This window comes from Methylobacterium sp. Leaf102 (assembly GCF_001422425.1).
Lineage (GTDB): Bacteria > Pseudomonadota > Alphaproteobacteria > Rhizobiales > Beijerinckiaceae > Methylobacterium.
In genome coordinates this window covers 173,986-192,754 of the sequence record NZ_LMMX01000023.1, presented here as the reverse complement: position 1 = coordinate 192,754, position 18,769 = coordinate 173,986, and the positions used below count along the sequence as shown (strand labels likewise).

15 protein-coding genes are annotated in these 18,769 nt (G+C 71.7%); 7 read left to right on the top strand and 8 right to left on the bottom strand.

The window, feature by feature from the left end:
* Positions 1–2: 2 nt before the first annotated feature.
* Entirely contained in the window at positions 3–404 is a 402-nt protein-coding gene (locus ASF27_RS12365) for a hypothetical protein (protein WP_056176534.1), read from the bottom strand.
* Between the two features lie 274 nt (positions 405–678).
* Between ASF27_RS12365 and argJ the strand changes: the two genes are divergently transcribed.
* From argJ to ASF27_RS12345, 4 genes are all read left to right on the top strand, one after another.
* The gene (argJ, locus tag ASF27_RS12360) at positions 679–1,929 is read left to right on the top strand and encodes a bifunctional glutamate N-acetyltransferase/amino-acid acetyltransferase ArgJ (protein ID WP_056360507.1); all 1,251 of its coding nucleotides are present in this window, start codon (positions 679–681) and stop codon (positions 1,927–1,929) included.
* Positions 1,926–2,663 carry an SIMPL domain-containing protein gene (locus tag ASF27_RS12355; protein ID WP_244481000.1) on the top strand — a complete coding sequence of 246 codons (738 nt, stop codon included), beginning with the start codon at positions 1,926–1,928 and terminating at the stop codon, positions 2,661–2,663. Before argJ ends, ASF27_RS12355 begins: the two co-directional genes overlap by 4 nt.
* A complete protein-coding gene (locus ASF27_RS12350; protein ID WP_056176544.1) occupies positions 2,660–3,088 on the top strand; it encodes a (deoxy)nucleoside triphosphate pyrophosphohydrolase in 429 nt (142 codons plus the stop codon). Before ASF27_RS12355 ends, ASF27_RS12350 begins: the two co-directional genes overlap by 4 nt.
* 112 nt (positions 3,089–3,200) lie before the next feature.
* Positions 3,201–4,706 (top strand): DUF6880 family protein, encoded by a 1,506-nt coding sequence (locus ASF27_RS12345; RefSeq protein ID WP_056360503.1) that lies wholly within the window; start codon positions 3,201–3,203, stop codon positions 4,704–4,706.
* 131 nt (positions 4,707–4,837) lie between these two features.
* Here ASF27_RS12345 and ASF27_RS12340 read toward each other — a convergent pair whose 3' ends face one another.
* Entirely contained in the window at positions 4,838–5,200 is a 363-nt protein-coding gene (locus tag ASF27_RS12340; RefSeq protein WP_056176551.1) for a DUF427 domain-containing protein, read from the bottom strand.
* Positions 5,197–6,090, bottom strand: a complete 894-nt coding sequence (locus ASF27_RS12335; protein WP_056176560.1) for a methyltransferase domain-containing protein — start codon at positions 6,088–6,090, stop codon at positions 5,197–5,199. The genes ASF27_RS12340 and ASF27_RS12335 overlap by 4 nt, the downstream gene beginning before the upstream one ends.
* A gap of 135 nt (positions 6,091–6,225) precedes the next feature.
* Between ASF27_RS12335 and ASF27_RS21605 the strand changes: the two genes are divergently transcribed.
* Together ASF27_RS21605 and ASF27_RS12325 are read left to right on the top strand one after the other, a co-directional pair.
* The gene (locus ASF27_RS21605; RefSeq protein ID WP_056176563.1) at positions 6,226–6,444 is read left to right on the top strand and encodes a hypothetical protein; all 219 of its coding nucleotides are present in this window, start codon (positions 6,226–6,228) and stop codon (positions 6,442–6,444) included.
* Between the two features lie 64 nt (positions 6,445–6,508).
* Entirely contained in the window at positions 6,509–7,273 is a 765-nt protein-coding gene (locus tag ASF27_RS12325) for a ComF family protein (RefSeq protein ID WP_056360497.1), read from the top strand.
* A 55-nt stretch (positions 7,274–7,328) separates the two neighbouring features.
* On the opposite strand, the gene ASF27_RS12320 is transcribed toward ASF27_RS12325, so the two are convergent.
* The 5 genes from ASF27_RS12320 to ASF27_RS22855 form a co-directional block, all read right to left on the bottom strand.
* Positions 7,329–8,585 carry an MFS transporter gene (locus ASF27_RS12320; protein WP_056268009.1) on the bottom strand — a complete coding sequence of 419 codons (1,257 nt, stop codon included), beginning with the start codon at positions 8,583–8,585 and terminating at the stop codon, positions 7,329–7,331.
* Positions 8,586–8,830: 245 nt separating this feature from the next.
* The gene (locus ASF27_RS12315) at positions 8,831–12,577 is read right to left on the bottom strand and encodes an AAA family ATPase (RefSeq protein ID WP_056360495.1); all 3,747 of its coding nucleotides are present in this window, start codon (positions 12,575–12,577) and stop codon (positions 8,831–8,833) included.
* A gap of 113 nt (positions 12,578–12,690) precedes the next feature.
* Complete coding sequence (locus tag ASF27_RS12310; protein WP_056360492.1) at positions 12,691–15,582, bottom strand: PAS domain S-box protein; 2,892 nt, start codon at positions 15,580–15,582, stop codon at positions 12,691–12,693.
* Between the two features lie 191 nt (positions 15,583–15,773).
* Positions 15,774–17,039: an exonuclease SbcCD subunit D gene (locus tag ASF27_RS12305; protein WP_056360490.1), complete on the bottom strand. Its 1,266-nt coding sequence runs from the start codon at positions 17,037–17,039 to the stop codon at positions 15,774–15,776.
* A gap of 177 nt (positions 17,040–17,216) precedes the next feature.
* On the bottom strand, positions 17,217–17,462 hold the full coding sequence (locus ASF27_RS22855; protein ID WP_056360487.1) for a hypothetical protein: 246 nt from the start codon (positions 17,460–17,462) through the stop codon (positions 17,217–17,219).
* A 370-nt stretch (positions 17,463–17,832) separates the two neighbouring features.
* Between ASF27_RS22855 and ASF27_RS12295 the strand changes: the two genes are divergently transcribed.
* A complete protein-coding gene (locus ASF27_RS12295; protein ID WP_056360485.1) occupies positions 17,833–18,750 on the top strand; it encodes a L,D-transpeptidase in 918 nt (305 codons plus the stop codon).
* Positions 18,751–18,769: the final 19 nt, after the last annotated feature.

Below are 18,769 nucleotides of genomic sequence, written 5' to 3'. Positions count from 1 at the left end.
ACTCAGGTCCGGGCCGCCAGGGCCTCGCGCACGGTGATGGCGACCGCATCGGTGCGTTCGGCAGCGACCACGTAGAGATCATCCGTATCGAGACCGGTCGTTTCCACATCGACATGCGGGGCATCGCTGGCGAAGACGATGCGCAGGTCGGGGCGCAGGGCACGCGCCTCCAGGGCGAGCTGCACGCAGCCGAGTTCGCCCGTGAGGCTGAGATCCGTGACGAGGACATCTACCGGCAGGCCGAGTGCCAGAACGGTCATGGCGTCCACACCGCAATCCACCGTCGTGGTTGCGTAGCCGGCACGGCGGATCTGAGCAGCAACGTCATCGCGCCAATGCTTCTGGCGCCCCGCTATCAGGACTTGGACGCCGTAGGCGCCACCGGACGAGGCGGCCTGTTCCATGGTCGAGACTCCCCATGCGCGCCTGGCCATACCGTGATCGACACCTCGAATGGGTTGCATTGCAACATGCTAAGCCACGCCGGGCCGGCGACACAAGCCCAACTCGCGCTTTCCAGCTGGTCACCGATGAGGCAATCCGCCAGCCGGTCGACTCGTTCCCCCAGGGTACGCCGTTGACGGCGAGAGCCCCGTCGGGGCAACACCGCCCGGCCGCTCGATTCGACGCCCGGGATCACCCGCGCTCGAAGCGGCCGACAGCCGGAGACCGACCCCGATGGCATCCGCCAAGACCGTTCCCGTCTCGCCGCTGGCGCCCAAGCATCAGCCGGATCTCCCGGCCATCGCGGGCGTCGGTCTCGCCACGGCGCAGGCCGGCATCCGCTATTCCGGACGCACGGACGTGCTCTACGTCGCTCTTTCCGAGGGGACTGAGGCCGCCGGCGTGTTCACCCGCTCGCGCTGCCCCTCCGCTCCCGTGGATTGGTGCCGGCACGCCCTGGACAGCCGGGGCGCACGCGCCCTCGTGGTGAATTCCGGCAACGCCAACGCCTTCACGGGCGCACGGGGCCGCGAGGCCGTGGAGCTGACCGCCGCCATCGCGGCGCGGGCGGCGGACTGCGCCCCCGAGGCGGTGTTCATCGCCTCGACGGGCGTCATCGGCGAGCCCCTCGACGCCACGAAGTTCGAGGGCGTACTCGCCGATTGCGCCACCCGCACGGAGGGCGGTGCCGCCGCCTGGAGCGCGGCGGCCCAGGCGATCATGACCACCGATACGTTCCCGAAGCTCGCCACGCGCCAGGCCAGCATCGACGGCACGACGGTGACCCTCAACGGCATCGCCAAGGGCGCCGGCATGATCGCCCCCGACATGGCGACGATGCTGAGCTTCGCCTTCACCGACGCCGCCCTGCCGCAAGTGGTGCTGCAGGCGCTGCTCACCGCTGGAACCGTGAAAAGCTTCAACTGCGTGACGGTGGACGGCGACACCTCTACCTCCGACACCCTGATGCTGTTCGCGACGGGTGCTGCGGGCAACGCTGCCATCACCGACGCGGCCGACCCGCGCCTCGCCGACTTCCGGGACAAGCTCGACGATCTCCTGGTGGAATTGGCCCAGCTCGTGGCCAAGGACGGCGAGGGCGCGCGCAAGTTCGTCACCGTGCGGGTGGAAGGCGCCACCAGCGACGCCTCGGCCCATCGCATCGCCCTATCCATCGCCAACTCGCCCCTGGTGAAGACGGCGGTGGCCGGCGAGGACGCCAATTGGGGCCGGGTCGTCATGGCGGTGGGCAAGGCCGGCGAGCCCGCCGACCGCGACCGCCTCGCCATCTGGTTCGGCGATGTCCGGGTCGCCCGCGAGGGCGCCCGGGACCCGGATTACAGCGAGGATGCGGCGAGCGCCGTGATGCGCGAATCCGACATCGAGATCCGGGTCGAACTCGGCCTCGGCGACGGTACGGCCCGTGTGTGGACCTGCGATCTGACGCAGGGCTACATCGCCATCAACGGAGATTACCGCTCGTGAGCGCCCGCGTCGGCACCTTGGCGCTCGCCGCCCTCGCCGTTGCCTGGATCGCCCCTGCGGGCGCCGAGGAGGCGCCCACCCTGAAGGACGGTCGCATCCATGTCGTCGGGCGGGCCAGGGCCGAGACCGCGCCGGACTTCGCCTCCGTGGAGATCGGCGTCGAGGCCAAGGGCGCGACGCCAGCCGTCGCCCTCGATGCAGCGAGTTCCGCCGCCAAGGGGCTCATCGCGCTCGCCGAAACCTTCAAGGTGCCGGAGGCCGATATCGGCACCACGGCGGTGACCCTCCAGCCCGTGACCCGGAGCGTGCCCCAGCCCGACGGCAGCGTCAGCGAGCGGGCCGACGGCTACCGCGCCGCCAACACCATCCGCCTGCGGCTCGCCGACATGGGCCGCCTCGGCGATCTCATGCGCCGCGCCCTCGAGATCGGGGCCAACCGGATCGAGGGCGTCAGCTTTGGCCTGCGCGATCCCGACGCCGCCGAGGCGGCCGTGCGGGTCGCCGCCATGAAGGACGCGACCATGCAGGCGACGCGTCTGGCCGAAGCCGCCGGTGTCACCCTCGGGCGCGTCGTCGCCATCCGCTCGCCGGCCGAGGCCGGTTCGTCCCCCTATGCCCCGATGCCCGCCCCGATGGCGGTGCGCTCCAAAGGCCGGGGCGCCCCCGTGCCCCTCGTCGCCGGCACCATCGAGACGGCGGCCGACGTGTCGGCCACCTTCGCCATCGCGCCATGAGCGCCCCCGCACCCACGCCGTTGCGCATCCTCCTCGTCGTCGCCGTGGCCCTCGTCGATACGGACGGCCGGGTGCTCCTGGCCCAGCGCCCGCCGGGCAAGCAGCTCGCCGGCCTGTGGGAGTTCCCCGGCGGCAAAGTCGATCCCGGCGAACGTCCGGAGGAGACCCTGATCCGCGAACTGCACGAGGAACTCGGCATCGCCGTGAAGGAGGCCTGCCTCGCGCCGCTCACCTTCGCCAGCCACGCCTATCCCGACTTCCACCTCCTCATGCCCCTCTACGTCTGCCGGCGCTGGGATGGGATCCCGCGCTCCATGGAGGGGCAGGCCCTGAAATGGGTGCGCCCGCGCGACCTGAAGGACCAGCCGATGCCGCCCGCCGACGCGCCGCTGATCCCGTTCCTCGTCGATCTCCTGGGCCCCTGAAAGGGGCTCCGGGACCCTGAAAGGGACCCCGGGACCCTGAAGGGTCCCGGGGCCTTGATGTCACAGGCATCCCGCGACATCGTGCGGGCCTGACCGGGAGGGCGATGCGAGTATGGCGCGCAAGGCGGCGACGAAGCAGGCGGCGCCGGAGTCGGCCGTAAAGCCGGCGGCCAAACCCAAGCGCGCCGCGCGAAAGACCGCGCCCAGTCCCGAGACCCTGACCGAGCTCGGCCTGGACCGGCTGATCCGCTTGGTCCTCGACGAGACCGGGCGCAACCCGGCCTTCAAGAAGCTGGTCACGGCGGCCGTGGCCGCGCTCCAGGGACCCGAAGCGGTGGCGGCCCTCATCGACCGGCGCCTCACCGCCCTGGAGCGGGCCGCCGGCTATATCGACTGGCAGAAGCGCCGCGCCTTCGCGGCCGACCTCGACGCCACGCTGACCACCATGGTGACCGAACTCGCCCCCCTTGACGCGCGGGCCGGCCTCGACCGGCTGCTGCGCTTCCTCGCCGCCGCGCCCGGCGTGCTGGAGCGGGTCGACGATTCGAACGGGCAGGTCCACGGCATCTTCGACCGCGCAGCCGAGGCGGCGGCCGCCCTGGGCAAGAGCCTCGATCCCGCCGAAGCGGCGGCCTTCGCCCTGCGCCTCGTGCCGATGCTGGAGGCGGACGGCTACGGCCTTGTCGAGGATCTGCTCCATGGCCTGATCCCGGGGCTGCCCGAGACCGCCTGCGCCCGGCTCGACGCGGGTCTGGCCGAAGCCGTGCCGCCGCGCCCGGCCAAGGCGAAAGGCGCCCAGGCCTGGGGACAGCAGGTGGCGCGCGGCCGGACCTTACGCCTGCGCCAGATGCTGGCCGACCGGCGCGGCGACGTCGATGCCTTCGTCGCTCTGGAACGCGAAGTCGCGCCCGAGCGCCCCGATCGGACGGAGATCGCCGAACGCCTCCTCGGGGCCGGGCGCCTCGACGAGGCCCTCGACTGGGTGCGTCGCCCGCAGAAGCGCGGTCTCGTCGTCGTCACCCGCGAGCAGATCGTCACCGGCCAATTCGACCCGGAAGCGCCCGACCGCGCCCGGATCGAACTCGAAATCCGCATCCTCGACGCCCTCGGGCGGGGCGCGGAGGCGCAAGGCCTGCGCTGGGGGCAGTTCGAGCGCAGTTTGGATGCCGGGATGCTCAGGGCGCACCTCGCCAAGCTGCCGGATTTCGAGGACGAGGAGGCCCTGGAGCGCGCCTTCGCCCACGCCGCCGCCCATCCCGACCCCTACCGCGCCCTGCACTTCTTCACCCATTGGCCCAAACCCGACCGGGCTGCGCGCCTCGTGGCCGCGCACACCTGGGACGGGGGCCGCTACGAAATCCTGGTGCCGGCGGCCGAGGCCCTGGAGGCCAGCGAGCCCCTGGCCGCCGCTCGGCTCTACCGCCTCCTCGTCGACGATATCCTGGAGCGCGGGCGCTCGGCCGCCTACGGGCACGGCGCGCGCCACCTCGCGACCCTGGACGCCCTCGACGCCCGCCTCGACCCCGGCGCCCTGGTGCCGGACCACGCGGCGTATCGCGCCGCCCTGCGCAAGACCCATGGCCGCAAGGCCGCGTTCTGGTCGCAGGTGCACGAGTGATGGCGCGCGAGTGATCCTGCGGCCGCTTGATCGAAGCGGCCGCAGGATCACGAAGCCCGCGCAGCGCTTGAGCGAAGCCCGAATCCGCAATCCCGAAGGGATCACCCGGATTTGCTTGGAGCCGCCGGCCCTTACGGCACGACTTCGATGGCATCGACCCGGTCGGGATAGAAGGCGAGGTGATCGCGGATTGCCGCGACCGCCGGATACGGGGCCTCGTAGCTCCACACGGCGTCGGGCCGTTCGGTGCCATCGACGGACAGGCCGAAATAGCTGGCGTCGCCCTTGTACGGGCAATGGCTCCGGCGAGAACTCCGCACGAAGTGGCTCCAGATCGCGTCGCCGCGCGGGATGTACAGCACAGGCGGATAGGAGGCCTCGGTCAGGACCAGGGCGGCCCCGGTCTCGGCCACGGTCACGCCGGCGACCCGCACGCGGACCCGTCCGGCATGGGGCGCGAGGGTGATGGGATGCTCGGGGCTCGGCTGCTTCATGATGGACTCCCCATGGGATCGTGTTCCGTGGTGCCGAGCGCCTCGGCCAGCCGGGTGCGCGCACTGCCGGGCTTGAGCGGCACCTGCTGGCTCGCATGCGGTGCCCAGCCGGAGAGCCACAGGATCTCGAAGGTGGCGCGCACGCGCCCGTCCGGATCCGAGAAGCGCTCGGCGTAGAGTGCCGCCGCCCGCATCAGGGTGGCCCGACGCAGGGGGGTGCGACGGCGCTCGGTGAGCACGTTGGTCAGCCCCATGGCACGCAGGTCCCGCATGAGGGCGAAGGGATCACTGTAGCGCACCGTGAGCGTCTCGACGTCGGTCACCGGCAGGGCGAAGCCCGCCCGTTGCAGGAGGCTGCCCATCTCGCGCACCTCGGCGAAGGGCGCGACCCGGGGGCTGACCCCACCTTCGATCTCGCTCTCCGCTTGCCCGAAGGCTTGGCGCAGTTCCGTGAGGCTGCGCCCACCGAGGAGGCAGCCGACGAACAGCCCGTCCGGCTTCAAGGTCCGGCGCAACTGCGCCAGGGCGCCCGGCAGGTCGTTGACGTGCTGGAGGGCGAGAAGCGACACGGCGAGATCGAACGAGCCCGGCGCGAACGGCAAAGCCTCGGGATCACCCATCGAGAGCCCGACGCCCGGCACCGTCTCCGGACCGGGTGCGAGACGCAGAACCGTTTGACATCGTCCGCTCGTCCGCAAGCGCAGGGCGGCGTCCGGTGTCGGGGATCCGAGATCGAGAGCCCGGTCGAACCGGCGCAGCACCGCGCCCAGGCGGTCGTCCAAGTCATCGATGGTTCGGGCAAGGAGGAAATCGGCGTAGCCGGCCCGTCGCGCGCGGGCGAGGCGCGTCCGGGCGAGGGCGGTGTCGAACAGGGGCGGCGGTCGCGTCATCGTATCCCGAGCATCAGGGTGATGTGCCCGAACATGGCGCTTCCCCCGCCCGGGGACCAGCGCTTGCGGCGACGGAACGCCGAGGCCGCCCCGGATGTTCTCAGTCTCACACGTTCACCGGAAGGCAGTATCGCCATGAGATCCATTCTGTTCGGGACAGTTCTGACCGTAGCTGCCCTGGTCGGCACCTCCGGCGCCGAGGCGAAGGGCTGCCTCAAGGGCGCCGTCGTCGGTGGTGTCGCCGGTCATGTCGCCGGCCACGGCGTCCTTGGCGCGGCCGCCGGTTGCGCCGTCGGTCGCCATCAGGCGAACAAGCGCGACCGTCAGCAGCAGACACCGCCGCCCGCCCGCTGAAGACCGGCCGCGACCGCCCACAAGGTGGTCGCCCTGGAAGGGAGGACGGCGTAGGCTGCACGGCATGGTTGTCGTCCTCCGCCGTGTCCTCGCTGGCCTGCGTGCCGCTCGGGGCATCGCCCTAGGCCTCGTCTATCCACCGATCTGCCCGGGTTGCGGAGCCGCCACAGCCCAGCCTCACGCCCTTTGCCCCGCTTGCTGGTCGCAGCTGAGGCTCATCGAACGGCCCTATTGCCAGCGTCTCGGCACACCTTTCGCCGTCGATCACGGGACAGGGCCGCTGCTCTCGCCCCGCGCCATGGCGGACCCACCGGTCTTCGGCCGGGGCCGGGCGGCGGTGCTCTACGATGGTATCGCCCGCGATCTCGTCCATCGCCTCAAGTACGACGACCGCCTCGATCTTGCGCCGACGCTCGCCCGGATGATGGCAGGTGCCGGCGCCGAACTCGTCCGAGAGGCCGATTGCCTCGTGCCGGTGCCGCTGCACCGCTGGCGCCTCTGGCGCCGCCGCTTCAATCAGGCGGCTCTTCTCGCCCAGGGGCTCTCCACGCTTACGGGGCTACCCGTCGAAGTGCAGGCCCTCGCCCGCGTGAAGGCGACGCGCTCTCAGGTCGGTCTCTCCCGGGCCGCCCGGGCGCGCAATCTCCAGGGTGCCTTCCGGGTGCCGGAGGCCGCCCGGCCGAGGCTCCAGGGCCGGCGCGTGCTTCTCATCGACGATGTCACCACCACCGGAGCCACGGCCAACGCCGCCTCGCGCGTGCTCCTGCGCGCCGGAGCGGCCAAGGTCGACGTGCTCACCTTCGCCCTGGTGGCGGGCGAGGCCCTCTGATCGTGAGACGAAAACGGAGGCCCGAAGGCCCCCGAATCGTGCTTCCGCCTCTGCTTCAGGCGGTGACGGGATCGAGACGCCCCGCCTTGGCGGCCTCGGGCGACGCCGGCTCCAGCACCTTGCCGCGCGGACCGACCCAGGCGCCGACCCACTTGCGCTGCCACAGGAGCAGGCAGCCGAGCACCACCGCGGCGAAGGCGGCGTAGCCGACGAAGCCGTAGGCGAACGAGCCGGTATACTGCTTCGACAGGCCCATGACGTTGGGCAGGATCGCGCCGCCGAGAGCGCCCACTTCGCCGATCATCGAGCCGGCCACGGCGGTGTTGGCCGGCCAGCGCAGGGGCACGAGCTGGAACAGGGCGCCGTTGCCGGCCCCGAGGGCGGCAAAGCACAGCATGAACAGGAGCGTGGTGACGACGAGGGACGGCGTCGCGGTCAGCAGCAGGAACGACGCGACGGCGGCGAGCAGCACCACGGACAGGACGAGGATGCCGCCCATGCGATCGGCGTAGTAGCCGCCCACCACCCGGATACCCGAGCCCATCAGGGCGGCCAGCATGGTCAGGCGCCCGGCCTCGACCTTGGTGACGCCGAACTGCTCGTAGAAGAACGTCGGTAGGAAGTTCGACAGGCCGATGAAGCCGCCGAAGGTGATGATGTAGATGAGGTTGAACGACCAGCCGTCCTTTTGAAACAGGCAGGCGATGTGCTCCTTGAACGACTGGTGCTCGGCATCCGGCGGCTCCTTGGCGAAAAGGATCATCACCACGAGGGGGATCGCCATGACGCAGCCGGCAAAGCCGTAGACCGTCTGCCAGCCATAGGCCTGGGCCAGCGGCGGCGCGAACAGCACGGCGAGCACGGTGCCGGAATTGCCGGCCCCCGCGATGCCCATAGCCAAGCCCTTGTGTTCCTTGGGGAACCAGCCCGACCCCAGCGACAGGGCGACGCCGAACGAGGCGCCGGCGATGCCGAGGAGCACGCCCATGGCGAGCACGTCGTTGTAGGTGTGGACGAAGAAGAACCCGTAGGCCATCGCCGCCATGATGATCGACATCTCGGTCACCGCGGCGTTCTTGCGGCCGATATACTGGGCGAGGATGCCCAGCGGAAAACGCATGATCGCGCCGGCCAGGATCGGCAGCGAGATCATGAACCCGGTCTGGGCCGGGCTGAGCCCGTAGGTTTCGGTGATGAACGGCCCCATGGCGCCGTTCAGGACCCAGATCGCGAAGCAGAAATCGAAGTATAGGAACGCGGCGAACAGGGTCGGGGGGTGACCGGATTTCATCACGGTCTTGAAACTGGCCATGGAGTGCTCGTCTCGAGGTTCGCGGGTCCGCGCGGCGCGCGGTCACTGATGCCAAGGGATTCGGACTCGCGCCGTCCGCCTCGCGGGGCGCCGTTGCCCTGCCTGCCGCCGTGACGGCAACGGGAACGAGGAAGCATCGGCCGTGCCAGACTTGAGACGAGCGGTCGAGCGTCCACGGCGAGGGCTTCGGTCGCGCCGACCACCGGCCGCGAAGCGGTGGCGATGCGGTCCAACCCGCAGGCTGCCTAGTTCGTGGGCATCCCGCCATCCACGATCCGCACGACACTGCGGCCGTTGCCCCGCTTCTCGACCCGGACCTGCACGGCGATGCGCTCGATCATCGCCGCCACGTGGGTGATGACGCCGACCTTGCGGCCCCGTCCCTGCAGCGTTTCGAGGGCATCGACGGCGAGATCCAGGGTCTCGGCATCGAGGGAGCCGAAGCCTTCGTCGATGAACAGGGTGTCGACGAACGAATCCCGACCCTCCAGGCCCGACAGGGCGAGCGCCAGGGCGAGGGAGACGAGGAAGCGCTCGCCGCCCGACAGGCTGCGGGTGGCCCGCAGGTGGTCGCCCATGTCGCGGTCGAGGACATGGAGCGCCAGATCCGACGTGGTGCCGCGCGCAAGGCGGTAGCGTGGACTCAAGGCCGCGAGCTGCGCGTTGGCGAGGTGGACGAGGTGCTCCAGGGTCACGCCCTGAGCGAAACGCCGGAACTTGTCGCCGCCCGCGGAGCCGACGGCGTCGTTCACCGCGTCCCAGGTCTCGAAGACGGCCCGCGCCGCGCCGATCTCCTCGCCCAGGCCGGCGGCCTGGGCGCGCGCCGCGTCGTCGCGGGCGAGATCCGCCGCGATGGCGCCGAGGCGCTGCTGGTGCTGCGCGATGGCTTCCGCGCCCGCTTCCGCTTCGGCCCGGGTCGCTGCGACATCGATCTCCGGCGTCGCGCCATGCGCGTCGCGGTCGGCGCGGCGGGTGGCGAGGGCGGTGGTGGCGGCCTCGACGTCCCGGTCGCGTTGATCCGCATCCCGCCGCAGGCCAGCTCGAATCGCAGGGTCCTGCGTGAGCAGGGCGACGACTGCGTCGGGCATCCGCGTCCCGCATGCCGTGGCGAAGGCGGCGCGGGCCGCCGTGTGGCGGGCGATGGCGGTCTCCCTCCGGGCGGTCGCGTGTTCGGCGGAGCTGCGCGCGCCGGCAAGGTCCGCCAGGGCCGACGCATGGGCCTCCGCCGCGGCCTTGAGAGCATTCTGCGCTGCGAGCCGGTCGTTGTTGATCCGGCTGCGATGGACGCTCGTGTCCTCGCCATCGAGGAGAGGCGCGCGCCGTGCCCGGGCCTCGGCGAGGGCTGCCATCCGGCCGGTGAGGGCGGCTCGCGCGGTCTCGCGGATCGACTGGGCGCCGACGAGGGCCGATACGGCGCTGGCTTTCTTTTCCGAGAGGGTGCGGACTTCGGCCTCGAGCGCGAGGCGGCGTTCGCCGAGAGCCCGGTGCTGCGCGACCGCCGCCGCCACCCGGCGCACGGCCGCCGCACCGTCGCGGTCGAGGTCGGCCAGGGTCAAGTCGGCCGCTGCGAGGGCCGAGGCGGCCTCGCGCCCGAGGGATTCGATGCGTTCCGCCAAGCCCTCGGCACGGGTCCGCGCCCCCTCGGCGGCGAGTTCGGCCGCCTGGACGGTGGTGCGCGCCTCGGTGACCGACGCCCCCGCCGTTTCCATCGACGCTCCGGCCGCCTCGGCGGCCCGGCCGAGAGTCTCGATGTCGCCGCGCAGGCTCTCCGCCGCATCCAACGTCCCCCTCGACGCCTCGCGGGCTTGGCGCGCCGCCGCCGCCAGGGCCGTGAGGGCATCCGTGGCGAGCCGCACCGGAACCGGTAGGGCGATTCCGGCGCCGGTGCTGCCTGCCACCAGGGCCGGACGCAGCACCTCGTAGGCGCTGGCGATGCCGTCGAGGTTGGTCCGCGCGGTTGCCCCCGCCCGGAGGGCTTCAGCGTGGCGGGCCGCCGCCGCCGCCGCGGCCCCGGCCGCACGCGCACGCGCGGCGCCGGCTCGCGCGAGGGCTTCCTCAAGTTCGGCACGGCGGGCGCGCAATGTTTCCGCATGTCGGCTCAAGGCATCGTCCGAATGGGCGTGCGGATGGTCGATGCCGCCGCAGACCGGGCAGGGTTCGCCCGCTGCGAGGAGACTGCGCAGCTGGGCCGCCCGCTCCGACACGCTGGCCTCGGCGCGCTCGGCCATGGCGGCGACTTCACGGCGCCCGCCCATGGCTTCGGCCTCGTCCCGTTGGGCCGAGGCTCCCTCGGTCTCCGCCATCAGCGCCGCCTGCCCGGCCGCCTCGGCCTCGGCCTCCGCCGCCGCCGCCTCTCGGACCGCTTCGGCATGGCGTCGGGCCAGGGGCAGCGCCTCGCGCAGGGCGTCCGAAACCTCGTCGAGCACGGCCGAGCGCCGGCGGGCGGCCGGCTCGTCGAGGGCCGCGAGACCGGCCAAACGCTCCGCGCGCTGCGCCAGGGTCCGGGTGCGCGCCTCCCGAGCGTCGCGGATCTGCGCTTCGGCTTCGGCGATCACACGGGCTCCGCGTTCCGCCTCGGCTTTCGCCCGCTCCCGCTCCGAGATCGTCGTGGCGAGCTGTGACCGCAGGGCGGCGCGCTTCGCGAACAGGCCCGTGACCTCCTCGGCCCGGCCAGCGAGATACGCACCACCCCGATCCGCGTCGTGCCGGGCCGCCACCTCGGCGCGGGCGGCCTCCGCCGCATCGTGGCGCTGACGCAGATCGGACAGTTCGGCCTCGACGGCCTCCGCCCTACCGGTGGCGGCCTCGGCCCCGGTCTCGGCCTGCGCGGCCTCGCGGGTCGATTCGACGATCACGACGTCGAGCTGTGCCGCCTCGGTCCAGACGGGCGCGAACGCCTTGAACAAAGTCTCGGCCGCTTCGTCCGCCATCCGCGCCCGGCCTTGGACCTCCGTCGCCGCCGCGGCACGGGTCTCGGCTTCGGCGAGCCGCGCGCGCGTCATCGTCAGGGCGATGTCGGCGGCCTCCACCTCGGCCCGCGTGGTGGCGACGGCATCGGAGACCGTGCGCAAGGGCTCGACGGCATCGAGCTCCGTCAGCTGCCGCCTGTCGGCCACCGCCGCCGCCTCGGCGGCCTGGGCCTCGCTGAGCCGGGTTTCCGCGGCGGCGACCTGAAGCCGGGCCTCGGCGAGGCGGGCGGCGCCGTCGAGGGCGGCCCGGAGCGCGGCTTGGTGGTCCGACAGGTTCGCGAGGGTTTTCGCGATGGCGGCACGCTCTGTGCCGATCCGTTCCCGCGCTTCGGTGTCGAGGAGCCCAACGGCGTCGCGGCGGGTCTCAAGGATCTTCAGGGCGGCGCGCTCGGCCTCGGCGCCTGCGTGAACCCGCTTCGAGATCTCCGTGTAAATGCCCGTGCCGGTGATCTTTTCGAGGAGTTCGCCACGCTCGCCCTCGGCCGCCAGCAGGAAGGCGTCGAACTCGCCCTGCGCCAGGAGCACGGTCCGGCGGAACTGGTCGAAGGTGAGGTCCGTCAACGCCTCGACGGCAGCCGTCACGGCGGTCTTCTTGCCCCCCTCCACGGCACTGCCGTCGGCGAGGCGGTGCAGGGTGCGCCGGTCGGCCTGGAGGCGCCCGTCCGCCTTGCCCCGGGCGCGGATCGTTTCCCAGCGCACCCGATAGGCGACGCCGTCCTGGCCGACGAAATCCACTTCCGCCCAGCCCTGCGCCGCCCCGCGCCGCAGGATGGCGCGTCCGTCGCTCGAACTGACGGCTTCGCCGCTGGGGTCCGGTGTATCCTCCCGCCGTCCCGAGGCGACCCGCGGATAGCGCCCGTAGAGCGCGAGGCACAGGGCGTCGAGGATGGTCGACTTGCCCGCGCCGGTCTCGCCCGTGATGGCGAAGATGCCTGTGGCGGCGATGGGGCCGCTCGCGAGATCGATGTCGAAGGGAGCCGCGAGGCTCGCGAGGTTCTCGCCCCGGATCGCGAGGATACGCAAACGCTGTCACCTGAAGCGGGGGATGGACGGCCCCTGTTCTAGGCCGCCGCGTGCGGCGTGTCCCCCCGGCGGGTCCTGCGGGCTGAGGATAACCGGGCTTGGCGGCCCCGCGTTCAGCCGTCGGCCTGGAACGCCGCCAGGGGGGCGGTGATGCCGCAGGTCACGCCGGTGGGCGGGTAGGCCAGGGCGATGGTGCCGCCGACCTGCCCGGCCAGACCCCGCTCGATGAAGCGCGAGCCGAAGCCCTTGCGGGCCGGTGGCGTCACGGCCGGTCCGCCGATCTCCTGCCAGGAAAAGGTGAGCTGGTCCGCGTCGTCCGCGTACTCCACCGACCAGCGGATCGCGACATGGCCGGTCTCGCGGGAGAGGGCACCGTACTTGGCCGCGTTGGTGGCGAGTTCGTGCAGCATCAGGGCCAGCGACAGGGCGGGCTTCGCCCCGATCTCGAGGTCGGGACCGTCGAGCCGGAAGCGTCCCGGCCGGTCCTCGTGCAGTTTGAGGGCGCCGCGGACCACGGGGCCGATGAGGGTCGAGCCTAGGGCTCCGCCCATGAGCAGGTCGTGGGCCTGTCCGAGGGCGATGAGGCGGCCTGCCAGCACCTCCTTGGCCGTGTCCACGTCGACGGCCGAGCGCATGGTCTGGGTGGCGATGGACTGCACCATCGCGAGCAGGTTCTTCATCCGGTGGCTGAGTTCGCGGTTGAGGAGTTCCTGCTCCTCCTCCGCCCGCAGGCGCGCCAGTGCCACGCGGGTCCGGTCGACGATGTTGCGGGCGAAATCGACGAGATCCGCGGTCCACGCCCGGACCCGGTCGTCCTGCAGGCAGAACACCGCCACCATGCGCCCGCGCTCCATCAGCGGGATGTTGATCATGCTTCGGACGCCGAGGCTGGCCAACACGTCCGTGTGCCCCGCCGTGCGCGGGTCCGTCGTCACGTCCGTGATGACGACGTCCTGCCCGCCCTGCAGCTCCGCGAGATAGGTGCCGTAATCGGAAAAGCGATACCGGCCCTCGCGTCCGACGACGCCCGGCCGGCTCCAGTCCCGGGCGATGTCGAGGTGTTCCTGGGTCGGATCGATGGACCCGTAGGCTGCCCGGGCAAGGCCCAGGGTCCGCCCGGCGATCTCGGCGGCCGTGTACGCGATGGCGACGGGATCCTGCACGTCGCGGAGGCGGTCGCCGAGTTCGACGAAGGCGGATTGGCGCTCCTCGGCGCGCTTGCGCTCGGTGATGTCGATGGAGGCGCCCGGCAGCCGCAGGGGCGTGCCGTCGGTGTCGCGCACGAGGCGCCCGCGCGCCAGCAGCCAGCGATGCCCGCCATCGGCTTGGACGATACGATACTCGCAGGCGAAGTCGTCTCCCTGCGCGCCGGCTCCTTCGGTCGCGGATCCCCCAGCCGCGAGTCCCCCAGTCGTGAGTGCCTCACTCCCACTCGCAAGTCCCTCACGCTGAAGTCCCGCCGTATCGGGCCGCCCGGTTCCCGTGCCGGCGAGCATCCGGTCCAGTTCCGCCTGGAACGCCGGCAGGTCGTCGGGGTGGAAATTGCGCACGTAATCCTCGATCGGCGCGCCCCGGGCGGCCCGTTCCTCGTCGACGGCGTAGATGCGTGCGAAATTCGCGTCGGCGTAGACCGTGTCGGTGGCGAGATCCCAGTCCCAGGTGCCGATCAGGCCGGCGGCGTCGAGGGCGAGTGCGAGGCGCTCCTCGCTGCGGCGCAGGCGCAGGCCGGTGGCCTTGTGCTCGGTGATGTCGGTGACGGTGAGGACGGCACCACCGACCACGCCGTCTTCGACGATCGGTGCGTTGGAGGTGATCACGTCGAGGGGCGTGCCGTCGCGGCGGAAGAACACCGTCTCGCGGTGGCGCAGGGCCACGCCCGCCTCCAGGGCCTGCACCACGGAGCAATCCCCGCGGGGAAAAGGGCGGCCGTCGGCGTGGTGGTGATGGGCGGTCGCGTGGAGGTTGCGCCCGATCAGGGTGCCGGCCGGCCAGCCGAGCATCGCCTCGGCGGCCGGGTTGGCGAAGGTGATGGTGTCGTCGGCCGAGAGGCGGAACACCGCTTCGCTGAGATGATCGGTCACGGTCTGGAGCAGGGCGGTCTGCTGGCGCAGGGCCTCGTCGGCCCGGCGCTGCGCGGTGCGGTCCCGCAGGATCTTGACGTAGCCCTCGTGGGCACCGTCCTCGCCCCTAAGCGGCATCATCTCGCCCATGGCCCAGAAGCGCGAACCGTCCTTGCGCAGGTGCCAGCGCTCGTCGCTGGCCCGGCCCATCTCCCGGGCCAGACGCATCTCGCGCGCCGGCGTGTCCCTGGCCCGATCCTCGGGCACGAAGATGCGATCGGCGGCCACGCCCCGCATCTCGGCCTCGCTCCAGCCGAGGATGCGCTGCGCTCCGATGTTCCAGCTCGTGACGCGGCCGTCGAGGTCCGTGGCGAGGATGCCGTAATCGACGGCGCTCTCGATGATCGCCCCGTTGAGACGCTCCCGCGCGCGGCGTTCCTTGAGGGCCCGGCGCAATTCGAGCTGCGCCATCACCTGGCGCGCCAGGGTGGTGAGGAGGAAGCCTTGGGCCTCCGTGAGGCTGCGCGGTTGCGTATCGAGGACGCACAGGGTGCCGATGGCGACGCCCTCCGCCGTGATGAGCGGCATCCCGGCATAGAACCGCACGAAGGGCGCGCCGGTCACGAGGGGGTTTCCCGCCGTTCGCGGATCGCGCGCGGTGTCGGGAACGACGAAGAGGTCGCGCTGGCGTACGGCGTGGGCGCAGATGGATTGGGCCAGGGGCGGCTCTGGACCGTCGAAGCCGACGGCGGCCTTGAACCATTGCCGATCGGCCTCGAGCAGGACGATCAGCGAGACCGGCATGCCGAGGGCCAGGGAAGCGGCCTTGACGAGGTCGTCGAAGGCCTCCTCGGTGGGAGTGTCGAGGATGTCGTATTGAGCGAGGGCGTTGCGGCGGGCCTCGACCTCGTGCTGCTGTGCGGCCTCGTCGTTGGGCGAACTCATCGGGCTCTCATTCGCGGGCGGCAGACCGAATCAGGCATTGCCCGCATCACTCGGCGCTGGCCGATGGCGCCTTGTGCTGTCTTCCTACGCGAAAACGGTCCGTGCATGCTACCGCGCGGGGCGTGCCGCGAAAGACAATTCGGCGTCCCCTCGTCTCCTGCGAGCGCCGATGAAGCGCTCATACGCCCGTCTCAGCCGGCCGTCGCCATGCCTTCCGCCTCGGCCCGGGCGCGGTGGAACACGGCGAGATGTTCCGGGCCGGGTGCTTCGCCCCGGGTGCGGGCGAAGGCGAGGCGGAACAGTTCCTCCGGGTCGCGTTCGGCGAGACGCACGAGGTTCGGGCCCGCCGTCGCTTGAGTCTCGAGGCCCTCGGGCAGGGGCGCCACCCGCACGTCGACCACGCGAACGGGGAAGCCGTCGGCGATGCGGTCGATCTCGGCGCGGTAGCCGGCGCCGAGGCCGTGCCGCGCGAGGCGAACTTGAACGAAGGGCCGTTCATCCAAGGGATGATCCGCCGGGAGACCGAGGTCCCGCACGAGGATGGTGAGGTGGTCGCTGAGGTCCCCGAGGCGCATGTCTCCCGAGGCCGGCACGCGTAGGAAGGGCAGGGGGCGCGGGATCGGGATGAGTTCGATGTGGGCCGGCCCGTCGCCCAAGGTCACAAGGGTGACCGCATGGGCATAGGGCTGCTCGGCGGCCGAGAGCGGGATCAGGGAACCGGAATAGCGAACGCTGTCGCGCCCGATCCGCTGCGCCTTGTGCAGGTGCCCGAGGGCGACGTAGCGCGCGTCCTCCGGGAATACGTCGGCCGGCACGGCATGCTCGCCGCCCACGAGGATGCGCCGCTCGGCCCCTTCCGATTCGAGGCCGCCGGCCACGTGCAGATGCCCGGTGACCACGAGCGGCAGACCCGACAGGTGGGGGCGGGCCGCCGAGAACAGGTGTTCGTAGAGGGTCCGAACGGCCCCGACGATGGGCGAGCCGCCACCCTCCGTCGCCCTCTGGAGCGGGGGCAGGCAGGCCGCCGTGGGATAGGAGACCGCGAGCACCTGCGCGGCGATCTCTCCGCCGCGCCGCAGGGGCACGAGATGGTGCTGCAGGTCGACCACGCCGTCGCGGCGGCGCACGTTGCCGACCACGTGGACCCCGATGGCCTCCAGGAGCGGACGCGGCGCCTCCAAGCGGCCGGCGGCATCGTGGTTGCCCGCCGTGATCACGATGGTCATCCCTGGCCGCGCCCGGTTCAGGCGCATGAGGACCTCGTAGAACAGGCGCTGGGATTCGCCCGACGGATTCTGGCTGTCGAACACGTCGCCGGCCACCACGAGGGCATCGACTTCGCGTTCGGCGACGATCCGTTCGAGATGGGCGAACGCGAGGGCATGCTCGCGCATGCGGCCGTAGCCGCGCAGGGTCTGCCCGATATGCCAGTCGCCCGTATGCAGGACGCGGATCACGCGCGAACTCCGGGGCGGGTCACCCCACCCGATCGAGGATGGCGAGCCTACGCCCGCCGGACCGAAGGGAGGCTTGTAGCGGCACGCGCGTCCGGATTCGAGGGGTGGGCCCGGCGTCGTCCCCACCTCGCCGCTGTTCGATGAACCCGGCGTAGCCTCAGGGGCTTCGGTGCACGCTCACCGGCACGTGGTGACGGTCCGCACCGTCCAGCCTTCGCCCGCCCGCCACAGCTTGCGCCGGGCCTGGGTGCAGGCCAGGGGTTCCGGCTCGGCCGAGGTCCATGCGGTGCTCGGCCCATCCGGGCGGGCGGGGCCTGCCGGGGGACCATTTCGGCCCGGCCCAGCCGCCTCGGCCGGCAAGGTGCCGAGGAGGACGCCAAAGAGAGCGAGGAAGGAGAGCGGAAGGCGCGCAAAGGCCGGCACGGGGAGTGATCCATCATGGGAGACGGCCCGTCGCGCGAGGGTCCGGAGGGACCGCGTCGGGGATGGCCTCCCACGTCTATGTCGCAACGGCCAAGCTCGTTGCAATGGCAAAGCTCTGGGCAATCGCCGGATCCGGCGATTTGCATCGATATGGTGAAGACTGCGCTCAGAACGGTATTCGTCCGCCGGTCGAAACTTGCCCGAACGCGGGACGCAGAGCTGATAAGTCATCTGCACGGCGTGACGTGGGCGTCCGGTCTTGCTAGGCCCACGCCCAAGCCTTTCGAAGTCAGGCCTGACCCCGGGGCGAGCCAAAGCCTCGCGGTCGGCCGGCCTCCCCCAAACCCAAGAAGACGGCCCGAGCGACCCGATGTCCCGTACAGCCCCTCCGACCCGCCGCATCCTTCTCACGGGTGCCGCCACGAGCCTCGCCCTCCTCGCGGGGCCGGGCGGTGCCCTCGCGCAGGGACGTGGGCGGTTCTTCGACGACGGAATCGATGGGGATCTCCCCTTCGACGACGAGCGCCTCTACCGCGACGAGGACGGACGTCTCTACCGGCGCCGCGGCGGACGATACGAGCCCTATTCGGAGCGCGGGGTGGACCCGCGCGCCGCGCGCCGCGAGCCCGTCGATCCGGCTTACGAGGAGCCCGACCTGCGCCGTCGTCCGGCGCCGGGCCAGCCGACGCAGCCGACCCAGGCCAGCCGCCCCGTGGATGACGGTCCCATCGACTACGCCCGCGCCTACGCGGCGATCACCGACGAGCCGTTCCCGGTCAACGCCTTCAACTGGCGCAAGGCCAACCCGGCCTTCCTGCGCCAGGAGATCGCCTATACGGGCCGCGAGCCCGCCGGCACCATCGTGGTCGATCCGCGCGCCCATCACCTCACCCTGGTCCAGGCCAACGGCCGCGCCCGACGCTACGGCGTCGGTGTCGGCAAGCAGGGCTTCTCGTGGTCGGGCGTCTCGACGGTGAACTCCAAGCAGATGTGGCCGGACTGGTATCCCCCGAAGGAGATGATCGCCCGCACGCCCAAGCTCGCCCGGCAGGTGAGCCAGCTCCAGAGCGGGCTCGGCGTTCCCGGTGGCTCGCGCAATCCCTTGGGCGCCCGGGCGCATTACCTGTGGCAGGACAACAAGGACACGCTCTACCGCATCCACGGCACCCTCGAGCCGGAATCCATCGGTCGCAGCGTGTCGTCGGGCTGCATCCGCATGATCAACCAGGACGTGATCGACCTCTACGGCCGCGTCGAGATCGGCAGCCGCGTGGTGGTGCTGACCTGAGGGTCGGCACCCGGCGAGG

Coding starts and splice junctions, on each gene's coding strand:
- ASF27_RS12350 (WP_056176544.1), top strand. CDS start 2,660: ATGAGCGCCCCCGCACCCACGCCGTTGCGCATCCTCCTCGTCGTCGCC.
- ASF27_RS12310 (WP_056360492.1), bottom strand. CDS start 15,582: ATGAGTTCGCCCAACGACGAGGCCGCACAGCAGCACGAGGTCGAGGCC.
- ASF27_RS12295 (WP_056360485.1), top strand. CDS start 17,833: ATGTCCCGTACAGCCCCTCCGACCCGCCGCATCCTTCTCACGGGTGCC.
- ASF27_RS12340 (WP_056176551.1), bottom strand. CDS start 5,200: ATGAAGCAGCCGAGCCCCGAGCATCCCATCACCCTCGCGCCCCATGCC.
- argJ (WP_056360507.1), top strand. CDS start 679: ATGGCATCCGCCAAGACCGTTCCCGTCTCGCCGCTGGCGCCCAAGCAT.
- ASF27_RS12320 (WP_056268009.1), bottom strand. CDS start 8,585: ATGGCCAGTTTCAAGACCGTGATGAAATCCGGTCACCCCCCGACCCTG.
- ASF27_RS12325 (WP_056360497.1), top strand. CDS start 6,509: ATGGTTGTCGTCCTCCGCCGTGTCCTCGCTGGCCTGCGTGCCGCTCGG.
- ASF27_RS12365 (WP_056176534.1), bottom strand. CDS start 404: ATGGAACAGGCCGCCTCGTCCGGTGGCGCCTACGGCGTCCAAGTCCTG.
- ASF27_RS12345 (WP_056360503.1), top strand. CDS start 3,201: ATGGCGCGCAAGGCGGCGACGAAGCAGGCGGCGCCGGAGTCGGCCGTA.
- ASF27_RS12335 (WP_056176560.1), bottom strand. CDS start 6,090: ATGACGCGACCGCCGCCCCTGTTCGACACCGCCCTCGCCCGGACGCGC.
- ASF27_RS21605 (WP_056176563.1), top strand. CDS start 6,226: ATGAGATCCATTCTGTTCGGGACAGTTCTGACCGTAGCTGCCCTGGTC.